The organism is Rhodococcus sp. NPDC057014, from assembly GCF_042673295.1.
Classification (GTDB): domain Bacteria; phylum Actinomycetota; class Actinomycetes; order Mycobacteriales; family Mycobacteriaceae; genus Rhodococcus_F.
Genome location: NZ_JBHUSF010000277.1, coordinates 1 through 12,529, shown reverse-complemented (window position 1 = coordinate 12,529; position 12,529 = coordinate 1). Strand labels below are relative to the sequence as shown.

At 68.7% G+C, this 12,529-nt stretch carries 14 protein-coding genes; 7 read left to right on the top strand and 7 right to left on the bottom strand.

Translation table 11 applies throughout. The features are described from left to right. On the bottom strand, window positions 1-419 hold a 419-nt coding region (locus ACFTZB_RS35215; protein WP_378438915.1), incomplete at its 3' end, for a DAK2 domain-containing protein. Window positions 420-655: 236 nt separating this feature from the next. On the opposite strand from ACFTZB_RS35215, the gene rpmB reads away from it, so the two are divergent. Both rpmB and ACFTZB_RS35205 read left to right on the top strand, forming a co-directional pair. Then, entirely contained in the window at window positions 656-847 is a 192-nt protein-coding gene (gene rpmB / locus ACFTZB_RS35210) for a 50S ribosomal protein L28 (protein ID WP_005240429.1), read from the top strand. 148 nt (window positions 848-995) lie between these two features. Continuing rightward, the gene (locus tag ACFTZB_RS35205) at window positions 996-1,796 is read left to right on the top strand and encodes an enoyl-CoA hydratase/isomerase family protein (RefSeq protein ID WP_378438906.1); all 801 of its coding nucleotides are present in this window, start codon (window positions 996-998) and stop codon (window positions 1,794-1,796) included. Between the two features lie 17 nt (window positions 1,797-1,813). Here the strand turns inward: ACFTZB_RS35205 and ACFTZB_RS35200 are convergent, their stop codons facing one another. From ACFTZB_RS35200 to ACFTZB_RS35190, 3 genes are read right to left on the bottom strand one after another with little or no spacing between them, the layout of a single operon-like run. Further along, complete coding sequence (locus ACFTZB_RS35200; protein WP_378438912.1) at window positions 1,814-2,491, bottom strand: uracil-DNA glycosylase; 678 nt, start codon at window positions 2,489-2,491, stop codon at window positions 1,814-1,816. After that, window positions 2,488-3,009: a gamma carbonic anhydrase family protein gene (locus ACFTZB_RS35195; protein ID WP_378438904.1), complete on the bottom strand. Its 522-nt coding sequence runs from the start codon at window positions 3,007-3,009 to the stop codon at window positions 2,488-2,490. The genes ACFTZB_RS35200 and ACFTZB_RS35195 overlap by 4 nt, the downstream gene beginning before the upstream one ends. Before the next feature lie 9 nt (window positions 3,010-3,018). Then, window positions 3,019-3,996 (bottom strand): thiamine-phosphate kinase, encoded by a 978-nt coding sequence (locus ACFTZB_RS35190; RefSeq protein ID WP_378438910.1) that lies wholly within the window; start codon window positions 3,994-3,996, stop codon window positions 3,019-3,021. Between the two features lie 192 nt (window positions 3,997-4,188). Here ACFTZB_RS35190 and ACFTZB_RS35185 point away from each other — a divergent pair, with 192 nt between their 5' ends. Next, a complete protein-coding gene (locus ACFTZB_RS35185; protein ID WP_378438902.1) occupies window positions 4,189-4,422 on the top strand; it encodes an Lrp/AsnC ligand binding domain-containing protein in 234 nt (77 codons plus the stop codon). Between the two features lie 2 nt (window positions 4,423-4,424). Then, the gene (locus ACFTZB_RS35180; RefSeq protein WP_378438900.1) at window positions 4,425-5,021 is read left to right on the top strand and encodes a DUF3515 domain-containing protein; all 597 of its coding nucleotides are present in this window, start codon (window positions 4,425-4,427) and stop codon (window positions 5,019-5,021) included. Window positions 5,022-5,040: 19 nt separating this feature from the next. On the opposite strand, the gene ACFTZB_RS35175 is transcribed toward ACFTZB_RS35180, so the two are convergent. The 3 genes from ACFTZB_RS35175 to ACFTZB_RS35165 all read right to left on the bottom strand — a co-directional run bounded on the left by ACFTZB_RS35175 (window position 5,041) and on the right by ACFTZB_RS35165 (window position 8,369). Next, complete coding sequence (locus ACFTZB_RS35175; protein WP_378438898.1) at window positions 5,041-6,147, bottom strand: D-alanine--D-alanine ligase family protein; 1,107 nt, start codon at window positions 6,145-6,147, stop codon at window positions 5,041-5,043. Between the two features lie 95 nt (window positions 6,148-6,242). Then, window positions 6,243-7,367 carry a cystathionine gamma-lyase gene (locus ACFTZB_RS35170; RefSeq protein ID WP_378438896.1) on the bottom strand — a complete coding sequence of 375 codons (1,125 nt, stop codon included), beginning with the start codon at window positions 7,365-7,367 and terminating at the stop codon, window positions 6,243-6,245. Window positions 7,368-7,370: 3 nt separating this feature from the next. Beyond that, a complete protein-coding gene (locus tag ACFTZB_RS35165; protein ID WP_378438894.1) occupies window positions 7,371-8,369 on the bottom strand; it encodes an NAD(P)H-dependent glycerol-3-phosphate dehydrogenase in 999 nt (332 codons plus the stop codon). A gap of 171 nt (window positions 8,370-8,540) precedes the next feature. Between ACFTZB_RS35165 and cofC the strand changes: the two genes are divergently transcribed. From cofC to ACFTZB_RS35150, 3 genes are all read left to right on the top strand, one after another. Next, entirely contained in the window at window positions 8,541-9,242 is a 702-nt protein-coding gene (gene cofC / locus ACFTZB_RS35160) for a 2-phospho-L-lactate guanylyltransferase (protein ID WP_378438908.1), read from the top strand. 68 nt (window positions 9,243-9,310) lie between these two features. Beyond that, entirely contained in the window at window positions 9,311-11,515 is a 2,205-nt protein-coding gene (locus tag ACFTZB_RS35155; protein WP_378438892.1) for an RNA degradosome polyphosphate kinase, read from the top strand. Between the two features lie 35 nt (window positions 11,516-11,550). Beyond that, the gene (locus ACFTZB_RS35150; RefSeq protein ID WP_378438890.1) at window positions 11,551-12,486 is read left to right on the top strand and encodes an NUDIX domain-containing protein; all 936 of its coding nucleotides are present in this window, start codon (window positions 11,551-11,553) and stop codon (window positions 12,484-12,486) included. Window positions 12,487-12,529: the final 43 nt, after the last annotated feature.

The following is a 12,529-nucleotide window of genomic DNA, read 5'->3' as shown; positions in this document are numbered from 1 at the left end:
GCGGCACAGCGCAAAACGGTGACGATGGTGCCTTCCACCAGGTAGCTCACGGCGTCCGTCACCAGGTTGGTGGCCATCAGCAGCCCCGTGCGGACAGTCCGGGTGTCGACGGCGGACGCGACGGCCGCTTCCGCGACTCCCCGCAGCACCTGCGACAGGATCACCCCGGAGTTCCCGCGCGCGCCGGCGACCGCACCCCGCGCCAGGGCGATCGCGACCTGGCGGACGTCCTTGGTGCCGCCGTCGGCGCCTGCGTACTCGTCGATCGCACCGAGCGCCGCCCGCATCGTGAACAACAGGTTGGTGCCGGTGTCCGAGTCCGGGATCGGAAAGACGTTGAGGCTGTTGATCTCCTCGCACCGCCGTTCCAGTCCCGCGACGGCGGTCCGCGCCCACAACTCGAGGACTCGACCGTCCATCGGGAGCTCAGGGGCCACTGTCGTCCTCTCCGGCCGGGGAATGGTGAAGGTGCCGTCAGACTAGTCGGGGGACGGTGATCGGGCCCGCGGTCCGAGCCGTTCGGCACCGGGTTTGGCCATTCCCCACTCGAGCGGCTACTCTTGCACGGTTGCCTCGTTAAGGGCGCACTTGCTGTGCCCTGTCTCCACGAGGCCAGCAAATTTCACAGTTCACTATCTTGAAGGAGTTCGCGACTATGGCTGCCGTCTGCGACGTATGCGCCAAGGGGCCCGGCTTCGGTAAGTCGGTCTCGCACTCGCACCGGCGTACCAACCGTCGCTGGAACCCGAACATTCAGACTGTTCGTGCCGAGGTTGCCCCCGGAAACACCCGGAAGGTCAACGTCTGCACGTCCTGCCTGAAGGCTGGAAAGGTTGCTCGGGGCTGACCCGACGCTGCGTGCGATGTCACTGCGCCCCCGACACTTCGGTGTCGGGGGCGCAGTTCTTTTCTGTCACGACTGCGGCCCGATTCGGCATCGTCGCAGCGCATCGGGGCACGACGGGCACCGGCAGGCGCCCACGTAGGGTGCAACGGTGACTTCTCTCGATGGATTCAGCAAAGTACAGCTCGAAGACGGCGTCCTGCGCGTCACGATCGCGACGGCGGAGAACGGCACCTCGCTGGACGGCGAGGGTTTGGTGCAGGGTGCCCGCGCACTCGTGGCGGTCGGTGACCGGATCGGCAGCGTCCTTCTCGTCGGTGAGGGCCCGAACTTCTGCGCAGGCGGCAACGTCCACGCCTTCGCGTCCGCACCGGTGCGCAGCGAGTGCGTCGCCGAGGTGGCGGGTGTGTTCCACGACTTCGTTCGGGCGCTCGACGCCGTGACCGTTCCGGTGATCGCCGGTGTCCACGGCTGGGCGGCGGGCGCCGGCATGAGCCTCGTCTGCCTCACGGACGTCGCGATCGGCGGCCCCGGCACCAAGCTGCGCCCCGCCTACCCGTCGATCGGCTACACGCCGGACGGCGGCATGTCCTGGACGCTGCCGCGCATCGTCGGCGACGCCCGTGCGCGGGAGATACTGATCACCGACGCCGTTCTCAGCGGTGACGAGGCCGTGCGCCTCGGCATCCTCAGCCGCCTCGTCGGCGACGACGTCGTCCAGGACGAGGCGCTCCGGCTCGCCCGCACCCTCGCCGCCGGCCCGACGTCGTCGTACTCGGGGATCAAGGCACTGGTGCGCGATTCGCGGTCTCGCACGCTCGCCGAGCAACTCGACGCGGAGGCCGAGTCGATCGCCGCGGCGGCCGACAGCCCGGTGGGACGCGAGGGCGTCGACGCGTTCGTGGAGAAGAGGCGTGCCGATTTCGCGTCGGTGATGGAACCGCACGACTGACGGTCTCGTCCGGCGGCTTACGGCAGCTGCCAGTTCACCGGTTCCGCGCCCAGGCTGTCGAGGAGTTCGTTCGCGCGGCTGAACGGCCGCGAGCCGAAGAATCCGCGCGACGCGGACAGCGGTGAGGGGTGCGCCGACTCGATCGTCGGAACGTCACCGAGCATCGGTTTCAGGGTGGACGCGTCCCGGCCCCACAGAATCGCGACGAGGGGTTCGGGGCGCGCCACGAGAGCGCGAATGGCCTGTTCGGTGACCGCCTCCCAGCCCTTCTTCCGGTGCGAGGCAGGAAGTCCGGGCTGCACGGTGAGGACCCTGTTCAGCAGGAGCACGCCCTGCCGGGACCACGGGGTGAGGTCGCCGGTGGTCGGCGTCTGGTAGCCGAGGTCCTTGCTGTACTCGGTGAAGATGTTGCCGAGACTGCGCGGCACCGGCTTCACCTCCGGCGCGACCGAGAAGCTGAGACCGACGGCGTGACCGGGTGTGGGGTACGGATCCTGCCCCACGATCAGGACCTTGACCTCGGAGAACGGGTGGGTGAACGCCCTCAGGACGTTCTCCCCGGCGGGGAGGTACTCACGACCGTCGGCGATTTCCGCGCGCAGAAACGCGCCCATCTCCGTGATCCGTCCGGACACCGGCTCGAGCGCCTCGGCCCATCCGGCCTCGACCAGGTCCGACAGCGGCGCCGCCATCAGTCGAGCCTGCGCAGTGACTCGCGGTAGTAGGCCGCATTGGCGGCGTACATCTTCACGTTCCTGTCGAGGTGCCCTTCGGGGACCTCGTAGCCCTGCCGGATCTTCGCGGGGACGCCGAGCGCCATGCTCCTCGGCGGAACCTCGAACTTGAACGGGACGACGGCGCCTGCTCCGACGATCGACCCTTCGCCGATGACCGAACCGTTGAGCACGATCGAACCGGACGCGATCAGGCAGTGGTCGCCGATCGTCGATCCCTCGATGTGCGCCGCGTGGCCGACGACGCACCCCGAGCCGATGACGGTCGGATCGAACACCGTGCAGTGGATCACGGTGCCGTCCTGGATGTTGGTGTCGGTGCCGACGGTGATGGTGCCGTAGTCGGCGCGGAGCACGGCCTGCGGCCACACCGAGGTTCCCGCCGCCAGGGTCACGTTTCCGATCACCACGGCGTCGGGGTGGACGTAGGCGTCCGGATGGATGTCGGGTTCGCGGTCCCCGAGCGCGTAGATAGCCATGCGTGCAACCTATACCGCGAAACTCTGCCAGCCGCCGGCCCCCGGCCAGGTCTCGCCGTCGACCGAGATGCCGGACCCGTCGTGGACGACGCCGATCCGGGTCCACCCCGCCGGGAGCGGGACGTCGCCGGGGAAGGTGGCGGCGAAGCCGTGGTCCTCTCCCCCGGTGAGCACCCATTCCCAGGGGTCGGCGCCGAGCCCCTTCGCCGCCGACACCAGGTCGGGCGACACGGTCACGCCGGATCGGGTGAGCGACATCCCGACTCCGGAGGCGTCGCAGATGTGGCCGAGATCGGCGAGCAGCCCGTCGGAGATGTCGGTCATCGCGTGAGCACCGCCGTCGGCGGCCGCCCGGGCCGCGGCGTACGGCGGGGTGGGGACACGGTGCGCGGCGAGAAGGTCCGGGAAATCCGTGGATCCGCCGAGCAGCAGTGCGAGACCGGCCGCCGATCGGCCGAGTTCCCCGGCCACCGCGACCACGTCACCCGGCCGCGCGCCCGACCGCCGGATCGGGCTCCTTCCGCCCAGATCGCCGAGGACGGTGACGGAAATCACGATCTGGGCGGCCTGCACCAGATCCCCGCCCACGACGCCGGCTCCGAGTTCCTCGGCGCTCTCCCCGATCGCCGCGGAGATGCCGTCCGCCACGTCGATCGGCGTGTCCGGCGGCAGGCCGAGGGACACCAGGAACGCTGTCGGTCGCGCTCCCATCGCCGCGACGTCGGCGGCGTTCTGGGCCACCGCCTTGCGACCGATGTCTCGCGGCGAAGACCAGTCGAGCCGAAAATGCCTGTCCTGCACCAGCATGTCGGCGGACACCGCCACCCGGCCGTCGGCCGCCCGGACGAGGGCGGCGTCGTCTCCGGGACCGATCAGGGTAGTCGGGGGCTGCACACGGCCCCCCACCGCGCGGCCGATGACGGCGAATTCGCCGACGTCGGCGACGGTGAGGGTCGGAGTCGGGTCCGGGGAATCCGTCGGTGTGATGGTGTGCCTCCAGGCGCGCCGTAGTGTCGGGTGACCCGCGCGACGGCTGTGGGTCCGGTCGACGGAATGTGCGCCTGCGGTACCTTTTAGCTGTTGCCGGGACTACTCGGCACGTGACCGATCAGCGCGCCGAAGCACCCGCGACTCTACCGAGACACCTGCGGGGCGGAACAGGGAAGGGCCGGAGCGAGAGTGCAAGCGTTCATCCTGATCCAGACCGAAGTCGGCAAGGCTGCGGCGATCGCGACCGAGATCGCGAAGATCACCGGAGTGCGGACCGCCGAGGACGTGCTCGGACCGTACGACGTCATCGTGCGGGTGTCCGCCGACGACGTCGCTCCGGTGGTCAAGGAGATCCGTGAGGTCGCCGGCATCACCCGCACCCTCACCTGCGACGTCCCCGAAAAGTCTGCGAACAAGAACTGAGTATGTCCGATCTCGAACCCGAACAGAACGCATCCGACGGCACTTCCGGCCCGGCTCCCGCGGAGCGACGGAATCCGGCGCTCATCGCGACGGCCGTGGCGCTTCCCATTGCCCTGATCATCGGCATCGTCGTCGCCGCGGTGTTCGCCGGACGGAACCCGGTCAAGGAACCGGTGTCGCTGGGGCCCGTGCCCGCGCCTGCGTCCGGCTCCCCGGAGTGCGCCGCCCTGATGGCGGGCCTCCCCGACGCGCTCGGCGACTACACCCGGGCGGAACTCACCGAACCTGCACCCGAGGCGACCGCCGCGTGGCAGCCGACCGAGGGCGAACCGCTCGTGCTGCGGTGCGGCCTGGACCGTCCCGCCGAGTTCGATCAGGCGTCACCGTTGCAGGTGATCGACGGGGTGCAGTGGTTCGAGATCTCCGGTGCGAGCGCCGGAATCGACGCGAGCAGCTATTTCGCCGTCGATCGCGGCGTGTACGTCGGACTCACCGTTCCCACGGGTGTGGGCCCGACGCCGCTCCAGGACATCTCCGGCGCGGTGTCGCAGGCGCTGCCGCAGAAGCCCCTCGATCCGGCACCGGTCGCGAATCCCTGAGCGCCGGACCGCCGTGTCGCTACCGAAGGCCGGTGCCCCGTGCGAGGGCGGTGTCGACGAGCGTCGAGACGAGGGTGCCGTAGTCGACGCCCACCGCGTCCCACATGCGCGGGTACATCGAGATCGACGTGAATCCCGGCATCGTGTTGATCTCGTTGATCACCGGGCCGTCCTCGGTGACGAAGAAGTCGACGCGCGCGAGTCCCTGACAGTCGAGCGCGGAGAATGCTCGCACGGCGAGTTCGCGGATCTGGTCGCTGACCGCGTCCTCGAGTTTCGCGGGCACGTCGAACTCGCACACGTCGTCGAGGTATTTGCTGTCGAAGTCGTAGAACGCTTCGTCGTCGCCGGCGCCTTCCGGCATCCGGATCTCGGCGATCACGCTGGCCCGCACTTCGCCGTCCGGGAACTCGAGCACTCCGCACTCGACCTCGCGGCCGGCGATCCCCGACTCGACGATCACCTTGGGATCGTGCTTGCGGGCGTGGGCGATGGCGTCGTCGAGTGTGGCCCACTCGGCCACCCGGGTGATGCCGATGGACGACCCGCCGCGGGCCGGTTTCACGAACACCGGGAGCTGGAGGCGCGACTTCTGTTCGTCGGTCAGCGTGGCGGTGCCGGGACGCAGGACGACCTGGAACCCGATCGGCAGGCCTTCCGCGGCGAGCAGTTTCTTCGTGAATTCCTTGTCCATGCCTGCCGCGCTCGCCAGCACGCCGGGACCGACGTACGGGACACCGGCGAGTTCGAGGAGGCCCTGGATGGTGCCGTCCTCGCCGTAGGCGCCGTGCAGGACGGGGAAGACGACGTCGACGGACGCCAGGATCTTGCCCGCTTCGCCGTCGTCGAGGGCGACGAGATCGCCGGATCGCGTCGGGTCGGCGGTGAGCGCCAGTGCGGACCCGTCGGCGTCGACGCTGGGCAGCGCCCGGCCGCGGATGGACAGCGTCTCGGGGTCGGTGGAGCCGAGAACCCACGAACCCTCGGTGGTGATGCCGATCGGCACAACCTCGTACCGTTCCGGGTCGAGATTCCTCAGGACGCTTCCGGCCGACACACAGGACACGGAATGCTCGTTGCTGCGGCCACCGAAGATGACGGCTACCCGGGTACGCGGTTTACTCACGACACAAACCGTACCGTCGCCGTGACCCACTCACCGCACCCACCTCTCCTCACGTTTTCTTCGACGACCTCAGGACACGACGGGCGGCACGCACGTCACAATGCGGACAGTGCACTCTCGAGATCGGCGACGAGGTCGTCGGTGTCCTCGATTCCGCACGAGAGCCGCACGAATCCGTCGGGCACGGGGTCGCCCCATCGGGCTCGGCGGTCGGCGCTGGTGTGGATGCCGCCGAAACTCGTCGCCGGTACGAGCAGGTCGCTGCCTGCCACGAGTCGGTGGAACTGTTCGGCGGAGTCCACCTCGAACGTCACCAGGCCGCCGAACCGGCGCATCTGCCCGGCGGCGACGGCGTGCGCAGGGTCGCCTGGGAGCCCCGGGTACCGGACGTGGTGGGCAGCCGGGTGCGTCTCCAGCAGTGCCGCGATCGCCAGGGCGTTGGCGCATTGCCTCTCGAATCGCAGCCCCGCCGTTCCGAGGCTCCGGTGGGCGAGCCACGTCTCGAACGGGCCCAGCACCGTGCCCGACAGCGCCCGCTCGCGTTCCATCCCGGCCAGGAAGTCGGCGTCCGACGCGGCGATGTATCCCATGAGCAGATCGCTGTGACCGCTCAAAGTCTTTGTGCCGCTGGCGACTACTACGTCCGCACCCAGCTCGAGTGGTTGCTGGCCGAGCGGGGTGGCGGTCGTGTTGTCCACCACGAGAACGGCGCCCGCGTTCGCGCACTGCTCGGACACGGCCCTCAGATCCACCACGTCCAGGGACGGGTTGGCGGGGGTCTCGGCCACCACGACCGTCGTCCCCTCGGCGGAGGCCAGCAGTGCGGCGGCCTCCTCGCCGGCCATGTCGGCGGTCCGCAGTTCGTGCACGGTGATGCCCATCGGCTCCAGACGTTCCCGCGCGTACGCGCGCACCTGGTAGTAACCGTCGGACGGCACGACGACGGTGTCGCCGGCGGTGAGCAGACTCCGCAGCACGACGGTGATCGCCGACATCCCGGAGCCGACGACGAGCGCGCCCGCGGCGCCCTCGAGCGCCGCCAGTGCCGACTCGAGATCGCGCCAGCCCGGGTTGGAGGCCCGTGCGTAGGTGTCGGATTCACTCCCCTCGTCCGCGCTCAGCTGGAAGGGCGCCGCGAAGACCGGACCCCTCTGCATCGGCGAACCGGGAACTTTTTCTGCTGCAACGGCTTTGACGCAGCGGGTCGAATCTCCACTCACGTGTCACTCCGGCTTCGTGCGGCGGCCGAGCAGCTGACCGATCGCGTCCTGCACCACGAGACCCTCGTGGCACACCCGGTGCACGGCGTCGGTCAGCGGCATCTCGACGTCGTAACTGGCCGCCAGGGCACGCACCGAGGAGCACGATTTGACACCCTCGGCGACCTGACCGTGGGTGGCCGCCTGCGCGCTCTCGATCGATCCGCCCTGACCGAGACGCTCCCCGAACGACCGGTTCCGGGACAGGGGCGACGTGCACGTGGCGACCAGATCGCCCACCCCGGCGAGACCCGCAAGGGTGGCGGGTTTCGCACCGAGCGCAACTCCGAGCCGGATGATCTCGGCGAGACCGCGAGTGATGATGCTCGCAATCGTGTTCTCTCCCAATCCGATTCCCGATGCCATTCCGCAGGCGAGGGCGATGACGTTCTTGCAGGCGCCGCCGATCTCGCAGCCGATGACGTCCGAATTCGTGTACGGCCGGAAGTACCCGGTGGCCGAGGCCTTCTGCAGTTCCAGCGCCCGCGTCGAATCCGTGCACGCGACGACCGTGGCCGCCGGCTGGCCGATCGCGATCTCCCGGGCCAGATTGGGCCCGGACAGCACGGCGACGCGCCCCGGATCCGCCCCGGTGACCTGGATGATCACCTGACTCATCCGCATGAGGGTTCCGGTTTCGATGCCCTTGGCGAGATTCAGCATGGTCGCGTTCGCGGGGATCATCGGACTCCACACCTGCAAGTTGTCGCGCAGGGACTGCGACGGCACCGCGAGGACCACGATGTCGGCGCCGTCGAGCGCGGCCCGCGCGTCGTCGGTGGCGGTCAACGACGGCGGCAGGGCGATGCCCGGCAGGTAGTCCTCGTTCTCGTGCCGCGACACGATCGATTCGGCGACCTCGGCGCGTCGCGCCCACATGGTGACATCGGTCCCGGCGTCGGCCAGGACCTTCGCAAATGCAGTCCCCCATGAACCCGCTCCCAGTACCGCAGCCTTGCTCACACAGCCCCCTCGTCGTTCGTTACCCGATGCGTCGCCCACAGTATTGCCGATGCCGAGGTCGGGCGCCGCCCCGCTACCGAACTCGTTCGCTGCTCAGCCGCGACCCGGGCGTCCGGCGCACCCCCACGCGCGGGCTGGCAAGATATCCGCATGAGCACAGCGACCCGATCCGTGACGCCCCGCGCGCACGTACTCGTCGCGGTGAAGGAACTCCACGCGGCCAAGACACGGCTTTCGGGTGTCTTCGACACGGACGACCGCACCGGACTGGTGCTGTCGATGCTGCGCGACACCCTGGCTGTCGTCAGCGACGTCGCGACGGTCGTCGGTGTCACCGTGGTCACGCCGGATCCGGCGGTGGCCCGGCTCGCCCGCAGCGTCGGCGCCCACGTCTACGCCGATCCCGCCCCCGTCGCCGCCGACAATCTGCCGGAGGGGGCCGGCATCGAGCGCGGACTCAACGCGGCGCTGGCCGCCGCCGCCGAGCACGTGCGTCGCAACGAGAGCGGAGTCGACGTCGTTGCACTGCAGGCCGACCTTCCGTCGCTGCGCGGCGGCGAATTCGGCGAAGCACTCGCCGCGGCGAGAACCGGCGGCAGGTCGGTGGTCGTCGATCATCACGGCACCGGAACGGCCGCGCTGTTCTCCTGCGACCCCGAGATTCCGCTCGATCCCCGGTTCGGACCGGGGTCGGCGAAGCGACATCTCGACTCGGGGGCGCGCCCCCTCGACGGGCACTGGCCGGGGCTGCGGACCGACGTCGACACCGCCGACGATCTCGATGCGGCGCAGGCACTCGGCGTCGGACCAGCGACGCGTGCCGCACTCGACGCGCTCGAACACACCACGCCCTCGCGCTGCGGAAACGAGTAGCCGGCGCACGCCGTGTGAATTTGCCCCATCGATTGTCCGCGGCCGAATTCTCGAGGGATGATCGTGGAGTGAGCAACCGAGAAGCACTCGATCACCCGACCGATGTCGACGGAAAGAACGGAACCGGCGACGCCGTCGTCACGGCCAACCCCACGAACGTTCCGATGGCTCCGCCCGCTGCGACGAGTGCCCTCACGAGCGCGCTGACCGACGGGCTCCCCGAAGATCGTTACCTGAACCGCGAACTCAGCTGGCTCGATTTCAACGCCCGGGTGCTCGCTCTCGCCGAGGACACGTCGCTGCCGCTGCTCGAGCGCGCCAAATTCCTCGCCATCTTCGCGTCCAACCTGGACGAGTTCTTCATGGTCCGGGTCGCGGGACTCAAACGTCGCGACGAGACCGGCCTGTCCGTGCGATCCGCCGACGGCCTCTCCCCTCGCGAGCAACTCGCGCTGATCGCGACCCGCACCCAGGAGATCTCGGAGAAGGCCGCGCGGGTGTTCCTCGACTCCGTTCGTCCCGCGCTTGCCGCCGAAGGGATCTCCATCATCGGCTGGGACCAGCTCACCGACGACGACCGCGAGCGACTGTCGGTCCATTTCCAGGACCAGATCTTCCCCGTGCTCACCCCGCTCGCCGTCGACCACGCCCACCCGTTCCCCTACATCAGCGGCCTGAGTCTCAACCTCGCGGTGACGGTGAAGGATGCGCTCACCGGTGGCGAACACTTTGCGAGGGTCAAGGTTCCGGACAACGTGGGAAGGTTCGTCCGCGTCCGCCGCGACGAGACACCGTCCTCCATCGACGCGTTCCTGCCCCTGGAAGATCTCATCTCCGCGCACCTCGACATGCTGTTCCCGGGCATGGAGATCGTGGAGCACCATGCCTTCCGCATCACGCGCAACGCCGATTTCGAGGTCGAGGAAGACCGCGACGAGGATCTCCTGCAGGCCCTCGAGCGGGAATTGGCGCGCCGCCGCTTCGGTTCCCCGGTGCGACTCGAGGTCGCCGACGACATGACCGAGCACATGCTCGACCTTCTGCTGCGCGAACTCGACGTCGATCCCGGCGACGTCATCCAGGTGCCCGGGCTGCTGGATCTGTCGTGCCTGTGGCAGGTGTACGCGGTCGACCGGCCCGCCCTCAAGGACGCACCGTTCGTACCGGCGACCCACCCGGCGTTCGGCGAGCGGGAAACACCCAAGAGTGTCTTCTCGACCCTTCGTGACGGCGACGTCCTGGTCCACCACCCGTACGATTCGTTTTCGACGAGCGTGCAGCGGTTCATCGAACAGGCCGCGGCCGACCCGCAGGTCCTCGCGATCAAGCAGACGCTGTACCGCACTTCCGGCGACTCCCCCATCGTCGACGCGCTGATCACCGCCGCCGAGGCGGGCAAACAGGTTGTCGCACTGGTCGAGATCAAGGCCCGGTTCGACGAGCAGGCGAACATCAAGTGGGCCCGCAAGCTCGAACACGCAGGTGTGCACGTGGTGTACGGCCTCGTCGGGCTCAAGACCCACTGCAAGACGTGCCTCGTCGTCCGCCGCGAAGGGTCCACCATCAGGCGTTACTGCCACATCGGCACCGGTAACTACAACCCGAAGACGGCCCGGCTGTACGAAGACATCGGTCTGCTCACCGCGGCACCGGAGATCGGCGCAGACCTCACCGACCTGTTCAATTCGCTCACCGGCTACTCGCGGAAAACGCAGTATCGCAACCTCCTCGTCGCGCCGTACGGTGTGCGCCGGGGAATCATCGAGCGGATCGACGGTGAGATTGCGCACAAGCTGCGGGGCGAAGACGCCGGAATCCTCCTGAAGGCCAACGCCTTGGTCGACGAACAGGTGATCGACGCGCTCTATCGTGCATCCAGGGCGGGTGTGCCCGTCGAGATCGTCGTGCGCGGCATCTGCGCCCTCAAACCCGGAGTTCCCGGACTGAGCGAGAACATCCACGTCCGGTCGATCCTCGGCCGTTTCCTCGAGCATTCCCGAGTCTTCCATTTCCGCGGCGCCGACGAATTCTGGATCGGCAGCGCAGACATGATGCACCGCAACCTCGACCGACGCGTCGAGGTGATGGCGCAGGTGAAGGATCCTCGCCTCACCGCTCAGATCAGCGAGATCGCCGATTCGGCGCTCGATCCCGTCACGCGCTGCTGGGTGCTCGGACCCGACGGCCGGTGGGTTCCGTCGCCGGCACACGGCGAGGAGGTACGGGAGCACCAGGAGGCCATGATGCGCAAACGCATGGGCACCGGATCCTGATCGCGGCGCACCCGCGGCAATAAGGAAGGAACTCGGTGAGCAGTACACCCGGCAAACCGGTCAAAGCCAATATCTTCGCGGCAGGCGCAGTGCTGTGGCGAAAGTCTCCCGAGAATCCCGACGAGATCGAGATCGCGCTCATTCACCGGCCCAAATACGAGGACTGGTCGTTTCCCAAGGGAAAACTCGACCCCGGTGAAACCGCGGTGGTCGCAGCGCTGCGCGAGGTGGAGGAAGAGACGGGTATTCGCGGGCGCCTCGGCAGGCATCTGGGCGCGTTGACCTATCCGATTCCCGGGCACCGCCGGTTGAAACGGGTCGAATACTGGGCGGCCGAGGCCCGCGCCGGCGAATTCGTCCCCAACAGCGAAGTGGACGAGATGCGGTGGCTTCCGGTCCCGGAGGTGGCCGATCAGCTGTCGTATCCAATGGACCGCAAGATGCTCCGCCGGTTCACGGCTGGGCCGCCCGATACCGCGACCGTCCTCCTGGTCCGGCATGCCAAGGCGGGAAGCCGGAAACGGTACAGGGGCGACGACGCCACCCGGCCCCTGGATGCGAACGGCGTGCTCCAGGCCGACGCCCTCGTCGCCCAGCTCGAGGCCTTCGGGGCCACCGACATCACGTCGGCCGATCGCACGCGGTGCACGCAGACGGTCGAGCCGCTGGCCCGCGCGCTGGACACGACCGTCCGGTTGGATCCGCTGCTGTCCGAGGAGAGTTACACCGCCGACCCGGCGGCTACCCGTACCCGGGTCCGCAAGATCGCCGCGCTCGGTGGGGTTCAGGTGATCTGCAGTCAGGGCGGCGTCATTCCCGATCTGCTCGACTGGTGGGCGGACATCGACGGCGTCGCACTTCCCCCGGCGCGGAACAGGAAGGCAAGTACCTGGGTGCTCTCACTGTCCGGGGGCAAACTCATCGCCGCCGATCACATCGACAGTCCCCTGCCGCCTACGCGGAAGGACTGAGCGCCGCCGGCCGGAACGTATCCGGGAACGACGACACAGACAG